Annotated in this window: 1 protein-coding gene (only partly in view); it reads left to right on the forward strand. The window is 52.7% G+C overall.

What is annotated here, in order from left to right; all coding sequences use genetic code 11:
• On the forward strand, positions 1 to 20772 hold the 5' portion of the coding sequence (locus LOC67_RS02265) for a CARDB domain-containing protein (protein ID WP_230260886.1). The gene runs 18540 nt beyond the window's last position; the window shows 20772 of its 39312 coding nt (coding positions 1–20772); the start codon lies at positions 1 to 3; its stop codon lies off the right edge, out of view.

Genomic DNA, 20772 nt, shown 5'->3' on the forward strand with positions numbered 1-20772 from the left:
TTGGCAACCCTTCACTGGGACGGTGGAGGTGATGGGGCAAGCTGGCATGATCCCTTGAACTGGGATTCCGACCAGACTCCGTTGGTGACAGATCATGTCATCGTTGAAGACTTGGCAACTGACCTAGTTGTTGATGTCTCCTCGAATATCGAAGTCGCATCAATCAATGCCAGTGAAAAGTTGCACGTCGTTGGCGCTCAGCTCAAAACTTCGTCGCTAATCGTCGGTGAGCTTGTACTCGAAGACGCTTCTCTTGCGGCATCTGATTCAAACACACTGACAACGCAGGTCCAAGGTCGACTGACCATCGAGCAATCGGCCAGCGATTTCATGATCGTTGGGCAATTGCAAGTCGACGGAGATTTGTTTCTAGCGTCTCCCGTCGAGTTAGTCGCAGAAGGAAGCAATGCTTCGTTGCTCGTCAACGGCGATGTAAACCTAGAAAATGCGGAACTGCTCGCACGCAATGGCGGAGTGATCGCCATGCCGAACGTTCAAAAGTACGCGTTCAATTCCAGCCAAAACAATGAGACTCGGTCCATCATCGCTGAAGGAGCAAACAGTCGCATTGATTTAAGTGGGCTGCGAAGTATCAGTGGAGGATCACACTACGGGAGCCAATTAGATTTCGTCGCATCTAGTGGTGGTCAAGTTGATTTGTCCTCGGTCGTTTCCGTATTCGATCCGATCGATGGCAACTCTGAATTTCGAGCGATCAATTTCCGATCCGAGGATGTTGATAGCCGAATCGATCTTTCCTCGCTCGAATCGATTGTCGATCGGAATTCTACTGGTCGATCCAAGTTTGTGGCTTCCGATGAAGGATCAATCGAAGTACCCAATCTGCGGCAAGCCCAGGGCACCGCTTTCGTTCTTGGGAATGGCATCGATATCAGTGCGGTAGAATCGCTGATCGATTCGCATGTCACGATAGACGGTGTCGATCTTTCGTTGAGCGAATTGAGTGTTGCCGATCGAACAGAATTCGAGATCAGTGCGGGCGCGATATCGTTACCCTTGATTCGGTCGCTACGTGACGGCGCCGTGTCTTTGACGGCCGGTGGCAATTTTTCAGCACCGAGTCTTACCGAAATCGACGGTGCGGATTTCTCTGTTTCCGAAGGCGCAAGCTTGTCACTTCCCGGTGTGACTTCGTATGCGCACGGTGCATCGGAGACATCTATCAGTCGCGTTTGGGAAGCGGATGGTTTCGGATCGACAATCGAATTCCCGAATCTGGTTTCGATCACCGGCGCAACAACTTATGGCGGCACTCAGCTCATCAATGCAGTCGGCGGCGGCGAGATCAGCATGCCTGCCTTGCTGCAGGTGATTGATCCGGAAGAAGGAAACCAAAACTTTCGCCGGATGGAGATTTTGGCAACTGGGAATGGTAGTCAAATCAATGTGCCGGCGCTAACGTCCTTCGTCGATCTATACGCTGATGGTTCAGGGCAAGCTTCGGCAATTGATGCAGCCCAGGGGGGCGTTGTTTATGCGCCTGCATTGACGCAGCTTCACGGTGTACGTTCGATTGTCAATTCACCCGGCGATATTCAAGTCGCTCAGCTAGTTCGCATCGAGAACAGTGATCTGACGGTTGACAAGCAGCCGAGTTCGTTTGAATCCTTGGAATGGATAGAAGGCACCCGACTGAACCTTGTTCAAACGGATGCCGAACTAAACCTGATCAATGCTTTTGAACGCAACCGTTTGGTGACCGATCAGGGCGCTAGCATTCAGATTCCAAACCTTAAGCGGATCAATGCTTCGGGGTTTGAAGCCTATGGCGGAACCGTAATTGCGTTTCCGTCGATTCAAGAATACCGATTGGATCCTGACCAGGCGAATTTTCAGCAAGCATGGATCGCGGATGGTAGTGGTAGCACGATCGACTTTTCGGGTCTGCGCTGGATCGAAGGAGGAGATTTATACAACACTCGTCTTTCGGTCCAAGCGAATGGAGGTGGAGAAGTCGATCTCCGCTCACTTCGCCAAGTAGTTGATCCGATCGAAGGCAACACAAGTTTTCGAAATACCAGTTTTGATGCCACAGGCGAAGGCTCGACAATTCGCATGGATCAATTGGCGAACGTCATCGATCGAGATCCTAATCTTGCTACCTCGCTGACCGAATCCGACGGAGGGTCTTTGTTCGCGCCTTCACTAAAGACTCTTGTTAATGCGAACTTCATGCAAGGGTCTGCCGCACCTCCCGCACTGGTTCAATCAGGGCAATCGGTCATCACCATTGACGAAACAATGTCGATGCCCGTGTTCGCTCCAAGTCGTCAAAACGGCACGGTGACTTGGATTGGAGGTGAGGGTGACTGGAGCGATCCGTTGATGTGGAGCGGCGGTCGAATTCCAGGTGTGAATGATGATGTCCTTTTGCCGAGTGGCACCGTGACTATTACCAGCGGTAGCCAATTTGCTCGTTCAATCCAGGGCGCAGGAAACCTGTCGATCGGTGGTGGTGCACTGACGCTCTTTGGGCCTTCCGTATTCAGTGGAAACCTTGCGATTTCACCTGATGCGACTTTGGCCGTCCGTGGCCATCAAGCGAGTTTGGTTGTTGAAGGCCAACAGTCCATCGACGGAATCAATCTGTTGGTTTCTGACGGAGCCGAGTTGCGATTTAAAGACGTCACCAGCTACGCGCACGGAGGTGCAAGCAACGTTCAGCGTGATTGGATTGTTCAAGGCAACGGCAGTCGGCTTGTCATGGACAGCCTGCAGCAGATTTCAGGAGGCGAGAACTACAACACCCAGTTGAACATCAAAGCGATTGCCGGAGGTTCGATTGAGCTGCCAAATGTGACAGAGATTGCCGATAGCGCGATTGGAAACGCCAGCCTTCGTGCCATCAACCTCATCGCCACAGACCTTGGTAGTTCGATCAGTTTGCCCAGGTTGCAACGATTGCTTGATACATCGGTTGATCCAGAGTCCCCTGCTTCCTATTCGGCACTGCAGGCGTTGGCAGGTGGACGTATCGAGCTTGGGGCTTTACAGCAGGCTGTTGGGATCGAAGTGAAATTTGACTCGCCCAGTTCGCTGCCTCTTTCGACCGTTCAGCAACTTGACAACAGCCGTGTCGAGATAGACTCGGTTGATTTGGATTTGCCGAACCTTGTAATTTCAACAGGCACATACTTTCATGCCAAGCATGCGACAATTCAGGTCGTGAACTTAGAGTCGCTTGTCGGTGGCGGATTGGCGGTTACTGCAAATGCCTCAATTGTTGCGACGAAGCTTTCATCGATTGATGGCACAAGTTTAGTCGCTCGTCGAGGCGCACGGATCGAGCTGCCGCTGGTGACCAGCTATGCACATGCCTCCAGCAGCAATTCGCAAGCTCGCGTTTTCTCTGCTATTGGACATGGCAGTCAAGTCAGCCTTCCGGTGTTGTCTGTGATTTCGGGGCCGACAACCTACGGATCGCAGTTGGAAATCTTGGCCAGCAATGGTGGCGAAATCATGCTGCCGAGCTTGGAAAGCATCACAGATCCCGGCGTTGGGAATTCGGCCTTTCGTGGCGTCCAATTGGTTGCCGATCAACCCGGCAGTCGGATCGCGATTCCGAGTCTGGTGAGCTTTATCGACCTCGGTGAAACCACGATTTCACAACAAACCACGGGCAGCTATTCAGGATTGTCGGTGAGTCGTGGTGCGGCTATCGATGCTGGCGTCCTCGCAACGCTAGCTGGAGTAAAAGTCACTCGCGATCATCTGTCGTCAATTGACCTATCAACCATCGAAGCGATTTCCAATGGAATGATCGAAGTCGCTGGGGATGACGTCTTGTCGCTCAGCGCTCTCGCGGATGCCTCTGGATCGGCAATTCGACTGATCGGAGTCGAAGGGCAATTGCCGGAATTGACATCGATCCAAGGCGGTGAGTTATTGATCAGAAACGGAGCAATCGTTGATGCTCCGAAATTGTCGAACATTGATTCGGCCGGTTTGTCGGCTGCGGGGGGACAAACAATCCGACTGCCGAATGTTGTCTCGATCAGCCATCGGAGTACAGCATCTGGACAGCGAATGTCGTTGCGGGCGCAGGGGCCTGGCAGCCGTGTCGAGCTTCCGAACTTAATTTCAATAACTGGCGGAACCCATTACGACAGTCAAATTGCCGTTGAAGCACTTTCCGGTGGCGTTGTTGATTTGTCGGCATTGGAGTCGATCGTCGATCCCAGCGCTGAAGGTAACCTTAGTTTTCGCCGAGTCGATCTACTCGTCGAAGGTGTTGATAGCCAAATCGACTTAACCGCCCTTGAAACGTTCTCCGATGCCTTTGCGGGAAGCCTCTCTGGAAGCGATCTCTTTTCGACTGCGACATCGCGTTTTGGGGGAACGCTTGCGTTAGGAAACAACGTATCAGCGATTCCGATGTTGTCGGGTGTTTCAGTTTCCGTTGTAAAGCACGGCGTCATTGAAGGAAGTTTCGTACTCAATGACGATAGCGTTTTATCGGGTGATGGGACGGTCGTCGGGAACATTCAACTATCAGGATTGGTTCAGCCAGAACCGATTCTGACGATCGATGGAGACTTAGAGCTATCGCCGGGTTCGATTGTTGAATTTGACATCAGTGGAACCACGCCTGGCACCGAGCACGATCGACTTGATGCCAATCATGTTCAGTTTGGTGGAGTTATCCGAACCGTCAAAGCGAACGGATACGATCCAATTCCTGGCGACAGCTTTCAAGTCCTGACATTCGATTCCAAAGCAGGAGACGCTCAGTACGAAGGTTTGGATTTTGGTAGTCAATTACTTTCTGCCGAACTTGGGCCGAGGTCCTTGGATTTTGTTGCTGGGTTTTCAAGTGGTCCGAGCGTCGAGTCTTTCCAGGTTTCCGATAGCGGTGTTGATCCTGACGGTCCCTTTCTGATTTTGGTTTTTAGCGAAGCGATCCAGTCGAGTAGCCTTTCGACTGCAGACCTGAACTTGGTTGGGCCTGGACGAGAAGCAATTTCCATTGAGTCGTTGGAAGAGATTGGTCAATCAGGCGATCTGTTCATCGTGCGGCCTGATCGCCAGAATTTCGTCAATGGTCGCTACGAACTGACTGTCGGTCCGGAGATTGAAGACCTTGTCGGCAATTGGATGAACCAGGACGGCGACTTCTTCAACGGCGAGCCAATCGAGGATCAATTCACCGCTGAATTTCAGTGGTCTATTCCTGACTTGGTTTTACAAGGCGGAACTCTCGCGACAGAACAAACAGACTATCGGTTTGGTGATTCAATCGGATTGCAATTCGGCGTTCACAATGACAGTACCGCTGTTGCAGGTGGCAGTCATTGGTTTGATCGGGTTTATCTTTCAAGCGATCCTGTCTTGGATGATGGTGATTTTCAGATCGGCGAAATCGAACAACTCAGTTCGGTCAATACGGACGCAATTTATAGCCGTGACGTTCAAGTCGTGTTGCCGCTGAACGAAAGCCGACCTGCGGGAACGTACTACCTGATCTTGTCGATCGATGATGGGCAACAGATCAGTGAATTGTCCGAATCCAATCACTACCTGTCTTCGGCGATTGAATTAAGTTTCCCACCGCTTGTTGATCTGTCGCCAGTGGTGGTCGATGGTCCACAGGTGGCTCAGCCTGGGCAGCCAACGCAGTGGCATTGGTCCGTCCAAAACCAAGGTGACTTGCAAACATCGACGTCCTGGTTTGATCAGGTGAGTCTGCGTTCGATCGACAACCCAGCGGAAGTCTATTTCGTGGGACATGTCTTCCATACGACGATCGCGATCGCACCTGGCGAAACGTATCAGTCCATGATGACGGTCGATTTACCTGAAATCCCGGATGGGCAGTACCAAATCGAACTCGTAACCGATTGGAACGATCGGATTTTCGAAGGTCCCTATGAAGGGAACAATCGCATCGTCGGCGGTACCGTGACGATTGACCATCCGGATGTCGCGATCCTTGATTTCGACGCCCCAAGCAGTGCGCAGTCTGGTGAAACCATTTCGGTTCAGTGGGACTTTCGAAACCAAGGTAGTGGAGCGGCGTCTTCTTGGCATCAGAAAATCTATCTTTCAGCTGACGGTGAATTGTCACCTGACGATCGTCTGGTCGACGAACTGATCATCAACGAGCCTTTGCTTGCAGGTCAGTCACGCCACACCGTTCGTATGTTCAATTTGCCGATTGATGTGCATGGGCAATGGAACTTGCTGATGGTTACCGACAGCGAAGACGACTTGGGAGAGTTGGCGGCCGGCGAATCCAATAATCTCACTCGTCGTGCGATCGACATCACGCAGTCGCCCTATGCGGATTTACAGATCTTGCAAGTTGAAGTGCCCAACTTGGCGATCGGTGACCCAGCCAAAACCACTGTCACGTGGACGGTTCTAAACCAGGGGACGGGGCGTGGGCAGACTCAGGAATGGATCGATTCGATCATCTTCAGTCCGAATGATGTATTTGGCGATTCAGATGACTTTGCCGTGGCAAGCTTTGGGCACTACGGCGGACTCGATGTCCGGCAGCACTACACACGTTCTGAGCCAATCAGTCTGCCTGCCAATTTAAGCGATCGAGTCTATGTTTTTGTTCAAACAGATTCCTTGAACCATGTTTTCGAAAATGGTTTGGAATCAAACAACGTAGGGATCGCGGCAAACGTCATTGATGTCATGCCGACTCCGCATGCTGACTTGATGGTCGAGCAACTTACTGTTCCCGCTGCGGCCAACTCCGGAGAACTTACCGAAGTTACATGGACGGTTCGAAACGTCGGTCCGGGCATCACCAGTCGAGGTGATTGGTATGACCAGCTAACGTTGGCGACAGATCCCGCAGGGCAGGATGTCGTCGAAGGTGTTGTTGCGCGAATTCAGCACTTTGGGCAACTTGGTGCCGGAGGTTCCTATCAGCGTACGGCGATGCTTTCGATCCCTCACGGTTTGGAAGGCGATTACTACATCGTTGTCCACACCGCGAAGGACAACGCTCCGTATGAATTCATTTTTGATGGAAACAACCGGACCATCAGCAGTGCTGTTAGTTTTGTTCAACCGCCTCCGCCGGATCTAGTCGTGACGGAAATCGTCGCACCAAGCGTCGTTGATGAAGGCAACACAATCGATCTGCAATGGGTCGTGGAAAATCAAGGTTTTGGGCGAGCGGACGCAAGCTGGTTCGATCGTGTGTACCTGCAGCCCGCTGGCGACCTAGACGCACCGATCACCGAAATTGCTCGTTTTGAATATGCGGATACTCTTGCGGCCGGAGCAATCTATCAGCGTGGCGAGCAAATTCGTATTCCCAGAAAACTGATAGGGGCATTTCGTCTGTTCGTACAATCGAATGTTGGCGAGCTGCTTTTCGAAGATGACGCATTCGAAAACAATCGAACATCGCAGCCGATCACGATCAACGTCCAGCCGCGGCCTGATTTACAAGTTGAATCGATCGAAATACCAAGTCGCATCACAGCAGGCGCGAGCCTCGCCCCAAGTTTTGTCGTCGTCAATCAGGGTTCTCAGGCTACCGACAGTACGCAATGGGTTGATCGAGTCTACCTGTCGTTGGATACGCTCGTTGACGAAGCGGACTTGTTGATTGGCGAGTATTCCAATGGGGCAGCGCTAGCGATTGGCCATCGCTACAGCACTAATGCAGACAGCATCACGATTCCTCCGCAATATCGTGGGACGGTCTATGTGATAGTCCAAACAGATGCTTCCGATCAGCTCGACGAGTGGCCCGGTGAAGAGAACAACGTTTTCTATCAGCCTTTGGTGGTCGAGCGCGATCGGCTTGCTGATTTGGCGGTTAGCGATGTCGTCCACCCAGCCCAAGTTGTTGCGGGTTCCCGAGTGTCGGTTCGCTATACCGTCACAAATTTGGGAGAAAGTCCAACGCTCGGGAGCAGCTGGTTAGAGAACATCTGGTTGACTCGGGATAAGAATCGGCCGCATCCAGGGCAAGGGGATCTGGTCCTCAAATCGGTTGCTCATTCAGGTGCTCTGCAGCCGAATGCCGGCTACGAGAATCAGGTGGAAATCACCATACCCTCGGTTCTTGAATCGGGAATCTGGTACATCACGCCTTGGGTTGATCCGCTGGGGATGATCGCGGAAGAATCCTTAGCGGTGGATGAAAATCCAGACGATCCGAGCAACTTGGATAGCAACAATTTAAAGGCTTCACAAGTTGAGGTTTTAGGAGCATTGCCGGATCTGATCGTGGCCGATCTGCAAACGTCAAGCAATCTCACAGCCGGCGATTCGGCTTCGATCACTTGGACTGTCGCCAACGTCGGGCTTGCCGATGCCGGGCCGGGCGGTTGGGTCGATCGAGTTTACCTAAGTGACGATCCCGATCCAAAGTCGGTTGATGCGAAAACGATGATGCTGGCGGAAGTCAAGCGAGATCGTTCGCTTGTCAAAGGGGCGTCGTACACACAGACAATCGACGTGACGCTCAGTCCGTCTGCTCGCGGTCAGTACATCGTTGTCGTTACCGATGATGACTTGCCTCCGCAGCCTCAGATCGATCTCGGTGGGTTCTTCGGAAATCTGATACCGCCTGAAGAACAGTATTTTCCAGTGGTGGAAGTCTTCGAAGACAACAATCAATTCGCGATTCAAGCAGCCGTTCAGCCGAACGATGCAAACTTGAAAGTTATCGCCTTTGATTTACCGTCCGGTGCCGAAAGCGGCGAGGCCTACACGTTTAGCTATACGGTTGAAAACGTTGGTACCGACCCCGTTTGGCCGGGAACTCAATACTGGAAAGATTTTTTATGGTTGTCGACCGACAGTGAGTTCATTCGCGAACGGTCGTCCTATCTCGGTTCCACAATTCATCTACAAGACCAGCCGCTTTCACCAGGCGAACGCTACACCGTCACATCCACGGTTGATTTACCCGAAGGCACGTCAGGGGATTATTCCTTGTGGGTGCACTTGAATGCGAACAACGACAAATCGCCCTTCCTGTTTCCATACCTCGCTCGAAGGATCGACGATCAATGGTATCCGGCTGATGAAGGTGAGAACGACCTATGGAAAAATCATTTCGACCACTGGGCCTTTGAAGATCCGTCAGACAATTTGGTGTTTGCTAATTTGCCGATCGAGTATCGAGAAGCTGACCTCGTTGTCACCGATTTTTCCGTGCCGGGAACGGTGACATCCGGTCAAAGTGTCGATGTGACTTATACGATTACTAATCAGGGGCAGCGTGCGACTCGGGTGGATCGATGGACCGATCGAGTCTTTATGTCCAACGACGTTTCACTCGATAATTTAGATCTTCAGCTGGGGACCTCGCCACGTTTGAAAAGCTTGGCAGCCGGCGAATCATATACGAACACGATTCGCGTTCAGATTCCAGACGGGATTGATGGGGAATTCAGCTTGATGGTGTTCGCAGACTCGGCAGCTCAGGTTGACCGCAGCGCTCGTCCGAGTGATATCGGATTCCAAAACATCGGGATCGAATTTGAGCTTCCAGGATCGCTGGCGCCATGGGATTTAGCTTCGAACTCGGATCGCGAAGCGGCTCGCGGAAAGGTCAAAGAGTATCAGTTCGAAGGCAATAATATTGCGGTTCGAACGCTTGACGTTTCGCCCGGATCGCTACCCGATCTACAACTCATCGACGTTCAGGCACCCACACGCGTCGAGCGCGCGCAGGATATCGATGTCTCCTACACCGTTTACAACGATGGTGGAGACACCGTCGCCGGACAGGACGAATGGGTTGACTTGATCTACCTTTCGCGTGACGGACTACTGGATCTTACAAGCGACATCTATCTAGGTACGGTTGAGCACAAAGGCGGGCTCGTCGCTGGAGGTTCCTATCAAACGGATGTGACTCTTTCGTTGCCCGCACATTTGCTGGGATCCTACTTTGTCTTCGTCGTCACGGATCCAGATCGACAAAGCCCTGAAGGCGATGTGTTCGAGGGGCAATTCGAACGCAATAACGCGGCTCGTTCTGCATCGCCGCTGTTGATCGAGTTGCCGCCACCGGGTGACTTGCAAGTTTCTATGGTGACTGTTCCGGTGGCTTCCACGACTGGAGACGAGGTCGAGATTTTGTGGACGGTGACGAATGCCAGCAGCGAAGTCATTCAAGGGCATTGGACTGACAGTGCTTACCTATCCGATGACGCGACTTGGGATCTGCAAGATTCATCCGTTGGCGTATTTGAGTACGACGGCAAACTCGACCCGGGTGAGAGTTATGTTGCGACGCTTCGAGCCGAAGTGCCGCCACTGACATCGGGAAGCTATCGGGCGATCGTTCGAACGGATATACGCAACCAAGTCTACGAGGATATCTTCGAGGCAAACAATACGACCGCGTCTGCGTCTACGATGCAGGTCAGCGTGCCGGCGTTGACATTGGGAGTTCCCTTGGTGACGTCATTGGGTGGTGCTAGTCAAAAGCTATTCGCCGTCGACGTTCCACCAGATCAAACGCTGCGGGTGACAGCAACTGCGAATGACCAATCGACCTACGAAGTCTATGTTCGATCCGGAGTGGCTCCGAGTATTCATGCCTATGATGCGAGTAGCGGTGGGATTCTTTCTGACCCCGTCACGGCGGTCGTGCCATCGACCATCGCCGGAACCTCTTATGTACTGGTTTCGGGTTTTGCAAAGGAATCTGATCAGTCCAGTGTGACATTACTTGCAGAGCTGTTGCCGCTAGCGGTTACCGATATTAGGACTGATGTAGGTGGCGATTCGAAATATGTGACGACTACCATTGTCGGTGCTCAATTTCACAAAGATGCGATTGTAAAACTTGTCCGACCTGGCTTTGCCGAGATCCTTCCGGTTAGCCAAAACCATGTGTCGGCAACAGAACGGATCGCCACGTTTGACTTCGAAGGCATGCCGCATGGGCTCTATGACGTTCACGTGATCAATCCGGATGGTCAGACCGTGGTGGTTCCTTACCGGTTTCAAATCGCCCGAGCGATCGAACCAGAGGTCAGTATCGGAATCGGTGGTCCCCGATATGTGTTTGCCGGCGACAGTGGGACGTATAGCGTTTCGCTGGAAAACTTGAGCAACATCAATGCGCCGTACGTGTTCTACAGCGTCGGGATTCCTGAACTTGGAATCAACAAAAATGTCTATCAATTGCCCTATACGCATTTCACTTCGAATTTGCGTGGCGGTCCGCAGGGTCCCCTTCTAGAAGTTCCTTGGGCTGAACTGGACTCAGCAGTCAACACCGATGGGCATGTGACCGCCAGCGGGTATCTGTTCGATCAGGCAGCCGATCGAAGCGCCGGGTTTAACTTTCAGGTGCAAACTTATCCAGGGCTGCGCGAGCTAAGCGACCACGCCTGGGAAGCGTTCAAATCAAAGCTTTACGAAGCGGTTCCCGAATACGCTCAGCAAGACTTGCTTGCCGATGGGCCATCCGCTCTGGATCAGCTTTCACCCGGATTATCGTTGGTGTGGGAAGCATTCGGCGCCGTTCCCGATCTACTCACTCAGCCCCTGATTCCGTTTCAGTTTCATGTGGTTGCGTCGGCGACGGCGATGACACGTGACGAATTCTTGCAGCACTCGTTGTCTGAAGCGAACCGGATCCGTGAAGGGATTTTGGCGGATCCAAATGCGGATGCGTCGCTCGTCAATTTGGCAGGCGATCGGGACATGTGGGATGCTTTATATGTTGCCTACCTGAATGAAAGTGGTCGATTTAGGCCATCAGATGTCGCGCCACCCACACATCGAGATCAAGAACTGGCAAGCTTGATGGCAACGCTTGCCGGTGGTGTGCTGTCGGGGCCTGGTGGCGAGCAAGTGATCTTGGCTGGAACCTTCGAGGACTTTTTCACGAAGCTGCGCCGTTGGTATGGACACGACCCATCGCGTCTAGCCTCACTGGACGATGATCTCGTTCAATTCGATTCGGATTCGTTGTCATTCTTAGGGATTCTAAGAAGCCCAAACCCAGTCGCGGCGCTGCCCGGCTATGACGACTACGACCTCGCTGTGAGTGCGACAACGCATTTCCATGCGATGCGTGTATATGTTCCATGGGTTCCCTTTGGAAATCGCGGCATCGGGGTCCCGCCGGAGTATCAGGTTAACGGGATCACCCCGAATGATGATGTCGCGTTCTTTCCGTTGAACTTGCAAGGGTACTACGACCAGCGAGGACGCTCGGTTGGTGCGTCTTCCATCATGGGGCCGTTCACGCTGGAGACAGGCGGCTTTGTCCCTGTAGCCACAGCTCTTCCGTTCAAGGTCAACTTTCAGAACGACCCGAACGCTCAGCGTGATTCGAATGAAGTGCGAGTCGTCGTGCCTTTGGATGACAACGTCGATCCACAAACGTTTCGGCTTGGCGAGATCAAGGTCGGTGATGTCACGATTCGGATGCCAAGCGATCGGTCTTTGTATCAAGGTGAGTTCGATTTTTCGCACACACTCGGATTCAATGTCCGTGTCAGTGGCGGTGTTGATCTGAAGTCCAACACGGCAACTTGGTTGATTCAAGCAATTGATCCATTAACCGGCGAAGTCCGCGCCGACCCAGCAAATGGTTTGTTGCCGCCGAACGATGCGCAAGGTCATGGTTCGGGTTTCGTAAGCTATAGCATCGAAGTTTCTGGCGGCGCCGAAACAGGAGACACACTGACTGCTAGCGCGCGTGTGATCCTCGACAATATGCCCGCCGATGATGCGGCGTCACTAATTTATCAAGTCGATTCCGATCCACCTGCCAGCACGCTGGATGTCACTCCGCTGAACGCTGGCAAAAATCATCTCGTCCGGTGGAATGTAACCGACGGTGGTAATGGCAGTGGTTTCAAGCATGTCACCTTGTATGTCGCTGAAGATGGAGGCGACTTCAAAATATGGAAACGGCAGATTCCGGTGAGTGCCGGTGAAGAGATCTTTGCTGGACGAGCCGGTCACACGTACGAGTTTTTAGCTCTGGCGAGTGATCGTGCTGGCAACCGGGAATCACCTCCGACAGGAAAGCAAGCTGCTGACGATGGAACTCGGGTTTTCATCGGTGACTTAGTGCAAAATGGCGATGTTACTGGCACATCGATTCCGTCACCTCCGAGTCCAGTTAACACGCCATCGGCGAATCCGATCTTTGAGATTGCTGAAAGGTTCGTGCCGTCCGAAGCCTCTGCGTCCAAACCGGCCTCCTACCAAACCGTATTGCAACCGTTCCGAGCGAAACAGTTCGTCGGCGGATTCCAACGAACGGCTGTCGATTCGCAATCTGAAGGAATCGGGCCTATGGCAATCGTTGAAACACCGCAGGGTGATTTGATTGTCAGTGGCGGTCCCGGACGCAATCAATTGTTCTTGGTCTCGGACCAAGGCGGCGCGAATGATCTGGTCTGGTCCGAGCTTCAATATCCGATTTTCAATCTGGCCTTCGATTCGTCAGGCCGGCTATGGGCAACCACGGGAGGCGGTCCGCTTCTAGAACTGAATCCGGATAACGGAACGATTCTGGCTGAACACGGAGACGGTTTAACGATGGGATTGGCGATCGATCCCGCCAGCAATGATCTTTTCGTCGGTTCGCGTTTTGGGGTGGAACGCTTTGATCCAGATTTGAATCGTTTTACCAGGTTTTCTCGGGATCAAAACCTTCGCGTCGGAAGCTTGGCATTTGATTCCGAAGGCAAGCTTTATGCCACACGCTGGCCCCAGCGAGATGCGCTCGTCTCCTTCAACCAGCTGGGTCGGTCCCAGGCATTTTTGACATTTGATCATCCGGTCGATTCAATCGCATTCGGGAAAGCTGCCTCACCGCTAGAAGGCCTGTTGTTTATCACACACAACAGTGGCCAACTGACGATGGCCGATGTGGAGACGCGTCGTACGGTGACTTTGGCCGAGGGTGGAACTCGCGGCGATGTAGTAATGACCACGGCTGATGGACGTGTTTTTGTCAGCGGATCTAGCGCTGTTGATGTGCTGAGTCCAGTTCAGACTCCACAAGTTATTGCCACCAATCCAGCCGAACAGACGGTGGTGGCGCTACCGATCGGAATGGTTTCGGTCACGTTTAGTGAAGACATGCTCGTCGGAGATGGGACATCAGAGCATTCGGTTATCAATCCAGGAAACTATGCGATTGTTGATGCGTCTGGGCAGCACCAGACGATTGCCGAAGTGCAGTACCACGCCCCTTCAAAGACAGCCTATGTATTTGCAAGCGGGTTTGTTCCAGGGCATCAAACGCTGTACGTGGGTGAAGGAATCCATAGCGAAGGTGGGTTCGCTCTTTCTGGACGTCATGAGGTTCATTTTCAGACGGTCAGTGAATTCTCTGGAAATGTTGACATTCAGCTCACAGGAACGCGATTTGACCGAAGCAGTCAAACATTGACCTACGAAGTGACAATTACGAACAAAGGCGACGAGGACTTGCTCTTACCAATGTCACTGGAGTTTGCCAGTCACGGCAATACAACAACCGTCGCTCCGGCTGAACCTGCGATTGCTATCGATCATCGACGATGGGTCTTTGATTTAGCGGATCAAGTTGGCAGTTCCGCACGCTTGCAGCCGGGTGAATCAACGATCGCCAAAACCCTTCGCTGGTTCGCACCCGACCAAGCGATTGCCGATTTAATTCCGTCGTTCTTGGCGACAGCTTCCGCCAATCAGCGACCAGTCTTTGACTCGGTCATTGTGCAGCAGGTTCAAGTTGGCGAAGAGTATCGCTACCAAGCAAACGCGACCGATCCTGACGGGAACGATGTCGTCTACATGCTTCACACAGCACCACAGGGGATGAGCGTCGATCCCGACAACGGGTCAGTGACTTGGCAGACGAACAATTCAACGCGTGAGCTGAACGATGTGCTGCTGTACGCATTCGATTCCAGGGGCGGATTCACTTCGCAATCTTGGACGGTCAAGGTAAATGGTGGCAACGCGGCACCGGCGTTCGACTCACTACCCGACATTGTTCAGATGGATGAGGATGCGACGCTACGGATTTCGCTGACGACAGTCGATCCAGAAAACGATCCGGTACGGGTCTGGGCTGATCGCCTGCCTGTTGGAGCATTCGTCGATCCTGATACAGAAACGCTTTGGTGGACACCAGGTCCGTCGGCTGCGGGAACCTACCGCGATGTCACGATCTACGGCAGTGATGGTGTCAACGTGACGGAGCGATCATTTGATCTCTTTGTTGCTGATACCGATCGGCCGCCAACCATGGATGCGTTCAGTGAAATGATCGTTCAGCAAGGCGACCGGTGGACGTTGCGTATCGAAGCGGATGATCCAGACGGAGATTCACTGCGGTTTACAAGTGCTGCGCTTCCTGCAGGTGCAACGCTGGACGCAAAGGAAGGTTTATTGCGATGGGATGTAGCCTTTGATGTTGCGGGCAGTCTAACAATCCCGATCACCGTTTCTGCAGGTGGGAAATCCATTACGCGATCGATCCCGGTTTCGATTATCAATGCCAATGCAGCGCCGATCTTTGATCCGATGCAAGAATGGTTCATCGAAGAAGGCCAGTTGCTGCAGATCACTGCTTTTGCATCGGATCCAGATAATCCCGAATATCAGCTTCCGACTCGGCAAAGTGATGGAACGCTATCTCATTCGATACCGTCGCCGGTTGAGTACCAAGTCATCGGATTGCCTGATGGAGCGGCTTTTGATTCCGCTACGAGGACCTTCGACTGGACCCCCGGTTTCGACCAGGCCGGCGAGTATTCGTTAAAGTTCGTCGCAACCGATGATGGTGATGGGACAGGCAATCCAATCACGGTGATCACTGAATTCCCTGTGGTGGTGCGAGATGTTAATCGGACGCCTCGGATCACTCCGATCGATTCACTCGTTTTGGATCGCGGTTCGGTCATCGATGTTCCAATCGAGGTGATTGATGAAGATGGGCACCAAGTCTACATCGAGCTCGCCAATGGCCTATCCGGATTGCCCCTGCCTGATTTTGTCAGTTTTACCGACCATGGGAATGGAACCGGGCTGTTGCACTTTACACCAGACGTTGGTGATCGAGGTCACTACACGCTTTCGGTGATCGCAAAAGACGATGCCGGTGGAGGATACCAGGGCGAGATTCGAACCGGACGTTACGACTTTGTGATTGAAGTCACTTCGGAAAATGATCCGCCGATTCTGGATCCCGTTTCGCCAATCGTCGTTGTTCCGGGGAATCTACTGCGATTGCCGATCAATGCTTTCGATCTTGATCAAGAGCCATTGACCTATTCCGTTGATGGGTTGCCGTCGCAAGCACGAATCGCACTTGGGGCACGATACGGAGAAGCGTTTCTGCATTGGGATCCAACAGCTCGCGATGTTGGCAGCTATGACGTGACGGTGACGGTGGAAGATTCAGGCAACGGGAATGACTCCGCAAGACTTCAAGCAACGCGTCAATTTTCGATCGATGTTCGCAGCAACAATGCGGCACCTGTACTGGACTTGGTCGCCAACGCTTTTGTCAATGAAGGAGAAGAGTTTGCGCTGCAGTTGAAGGCGAGTGACCCAGACGGTGATGCCGTTCACTATCACCTCGAAGGGCTTCCTGATGGTGCGAAACTTAACCCACAGTCGGGCTGGATCACTTGGACTCCGACATTTGACCAAGCGGGGCTGTACGAGATTCAAGCGGTTGCAACAGACGGAACCGCAACTGATAACGCTACATTTCAGATCACCGTAGGGGATGTGAACCGAAAGCCGGTGTTGGTATCTCCGGCGTTTCAATACGGGCGTGAAAACGCTTGGCTGGAGTTCCGGATCTCAGGCGGTGATCTAGACGGAGGATCGCTCACTCTGTCGGCGCTCAACCTGCCTACCAATGCCGCGTTCGATCCCAGCAGCGGAGTCTTCCGCTGGAAGCCTACTTATGATCAAGCCGGTCAATACGAGCTTGGATTTAGCCTGACGGATGAAGCATTAGCTACCAGTACCGTTTATGTCCCGGTAGCAATTTCGAATACCAATCGGCCGCCCACAATCCATCCTTCGCACCATCAGGTTTTGGTCGGAGAGTTGCTTGATATTCAGCTGTCAGGTTCGGATCTGGATACCGGCGATCTATTGACGTATTCCGCCTATGGACTGCCGCATGGTGCTTCATTGAATGAGACGACGGGGCGTCTGCAATGGGTACCCAGCGCAGGGCAAGTCGGTCAATTCAACGTCGATATTCGGGTCAGTGATGGGTTGGTTCAGTCGCGTTCAACCTTGGTGATCGAAAGTAATGCGACACCTACAAAGCCCAATGTTGAGATTGTCCTAACACCCAGTTTTCCGGTGAATCCAGGGCAGATCGTCAACGTTCGAGTGATTGCGGATTCGGTGGCCTCGATCGAATCGGTGGCTCTGTCGCACGACGGAAACACTGTGATGCTTGATGCCGATGGTCAAGGAGTTCTCATTGCGGGTGAGCCCGGAAAGACGATCTTGTCCGCAATCGCGACCGATGTCGATGGATTTATCGGCCAGTCAACGAAACAGTTTCGGGTTCGTGATCTCCAAGATACCCAGCCACCGTCGGTATTGATCAGTGAAGTGGCCGCATCGGGAACTGGCCAGCTGGTTGAAATTGTCGCCTCAATCGAAGATCAAAATCTCGACCGATGGGAATTGATCCTTCGGTCCGTTGAAACCGGTTTATCGGAGGTTGTTGCCAGTGGAGATACATCGCTATCCGATGAAAAGATCTACGAAATTGATCCGCAGTCAGTTGCCAATGGCTACTACCAGTTGGAATTGCAAGCACACGACATTGATGGACGCCGGGCAATTGATCGAAGTGTTGTCGAGATCAACAGCGAACAAAAATCCAATGGGTTCTCCCGAGTCGATGTCGATTTCGAAATTCAGGTAGGCGGCAAGAGCTTCACAGGTAGTCGTTTCTATGACTCACTTGAGAAGCGATGGCAGTCTAGTTTTTTGACCATCGGTCGTCCTGTGGTATTTCGTGCCGGAGAGGAAGTTCTGTCGGCAGAACGGTCCACGGATCCCGGAATCATGTCGCCGCTGTCGGATGGAGATCGCGTTTACCTTTCGTTGCCGAATGGGCGGCGAGCGGGATTCACGTTTCGTCCCGTCAAAGTCCAGCCTTTCACGGCGGCGGATTCGCTGGTCTTCTATCAACCTCGATGGGTTGCCGATGACGGAGTGCACTATCAGTTAAATTCGATCGATCGACTCTTGGTGCGCGGCGGTACACGGTACTTCGATCAAGCGACTGGCTTGCCGTATGATCCAAGTAGCGAGTCGCTAGGACGAGAGTCATGGCATTTAACACATCCCGACGGGCACATCGACATTGCCGACGGATCGGGGGCCATTCTCCGTACCGAATGGCCTGACGGAACGGGTTGGAATGTCAGTGATAGCGGGTTCAGCTTTGATGACGGGGCGTTTATCCAGTTGTCTCGCCGAGCCGATGGGCAGGTGTCATCGATTCGCTTTCCTGTTGGTTTGACACAATCGAGTCAATCCCCGATCGTCCATCTTTCCCGACAAGCGATCGATCTGTACTACCGCTATGACGAAGCCGATCGATTGATCGAAGTTAACACGATCGAGGTCGGTGCAAACATTGAAACTGCCAATCCTATTTATCGATATGGGTATGACAGATCCGGGGAGGCGTCCTTGGCTGTCGCAATTGGCAGTGGTGTCGGGCTGGCGTATCCGAGCGGCGAAGCTCTAACAGCTTACCTTGGCACACCGGCAGAATTTTCGGGATCACCGATCATGGGCAGTCTCGATCCTGGTGAAGCCGATCAGTACGCATGGACGATCGATAACGAACAATTAAAGCAAACTCGTGATGGAATACTGTGGGTCCGAGCTGTTGTCGAACGCTATCGCAGCAACTTCATTGCCGCGACACCGACGATCGCGGGGCTCGCTCCCGTAACACGCAGTGTTGATGGCAACCGAACAATTGCTTTGTTTGCGATCGATCGTCCTGACCTCTATCGATTAGAAGTCCGTGGTGCTTCCCAAGCGGAATCCGGAACCTATCGCCTAAGCTTGGATGTTGTCGGAGACATCAATCGAGATGGCATTGTCAACGGAATCGACAGCGCCATGTTCAATGATTTACTCGGGACGCAAGTTCATGAACGTGGTTTTGACCCCGTTGCGGATTTCGATGCGGATGGACAAGTATCTGCGAGCGACGCTCAGTTGTTAGCCGCAAATTACGGATTCGTTTCGGATCGGAGATCGGTTGAGTTTGTCAGCCCCTTCGGGATTCCAACTTCGGAGAACGTTCATGTTCCTGAACCTTCCATTGGTCAACCGCTATTCGTGGAAACGCCGGTTGATCCAACGACGGGAACCGGCGCCCCGATCATTCTGCCTACTTCTAGTACGGCAGTCACCGATGTAGCGAACACTTCGGTCGCGACCTTGGCACCAACGAGCCAAGCCGCCTTCTCGATACGCAACGGAAACTTTGAAGCGTCAGGGCAATCATGGCATACAACCGGTGACGTGACGTTTAACGGGCAGTCCGCATTTCTTCGTGAAGGAGATAACCAGCAGACGTCCCTGCGTCAGGCTTTCTATGTACCCAATAACGCATCGGTTTTGACACTGGCTGTTTCTGGGTTGCAGTTGTCTGCCGACAATGCAAGGGCGTCTGATGCGTTCGAAGTTGCTTTGCTGGATGCAAACACTCGGTTGCCACTGACGGGCAGTGTTGCAAAATCAGAGAGCGACGCGATCTTCAACGTCGGGGCCAATGGTCAATACTCTTCCGCAGCCAATGTGATTGTTGGCAATTCGGCTGGACTTGATCCCACGATCGATTTAGGTGGCTTGATAGATGTTGATGGCTCCGGCACGTACCTCGTTCAAATCGACCTTTCAAATGTCATCGGTGGGACATTGGCGATTTTGTCACTGGACTTGTTCGGTTTTGCGTCCTCGAATAGTCAGATTCAAATCGACCAAGTTGCCGTCACAACGGGCCTTCTTGAGAAGCTTGCGACTCAGACTGATGTTGTCCAGACGAGTGAAGATGTACCGGTCAATATCACCGTCCTGGGCAATGATGATCACCATGGATTCGGATGGGACTATTCCAGTTTGACAATCGTGGCTGAACCAAGTCGCGGTCAAGTATTCATCGACAGATCGAGTGGCATTGTCACGTATGCACCGGCCGTCGACGTCGCAGGTTTCGATTCCTTCACCTACACAGTCCGAGCTTCCAATGGGCTGATGTCCGGCGAGACCTTTGTCAGCGTCCAGATCGATGCTGTTACGGATCTTCCGGTGTTAGTCGTCGGCCCAACCGTCGGAGATCAGGACACAGATCTGCCCCTGGTTATCGACGTCGCATCAGGAGACACCGACGGTAGCGAAGTATTAACGATTCAGATTCGCGATTTGCCGGCAGGTGCGGTTTTGAACCATGGCCAGCGTGTTTCTGATGGCGTCTACCAGCTAGCTGTTGAGGAACTCGATGGTCTGACCATTCGTCCTTCAGCAGGATGGAGCGGGCAGGCAGAGATCGCCGTGGTCGTTTCGGCCAAAGATGACGCTGCCAGCGAATTGCAGGCACAGGCAACGATTGCGCTGGATATCGGTCGAACGATTGTGAATCCAATGTCGATCGTCGACTTTGAAATCAATGGTGGTCAGGAGCAGCGGTCCTATATCCATTCGCTATCGGTGACGTTCAACCAGGATCCCTGGATGGCTGATCCGATGTCAGACATCTTTATTCGAGACGCGGATGGCAACGACACGCTGATCGCC

The organism is Stieleria sp. JC731 (assembly GCF_020966635.1).
Classification (GTDB): domain Bacteria; phylum Planctomycetota; class Planctomycetia; order Pirellulales; family Pirellulaceae; genus Stieleria.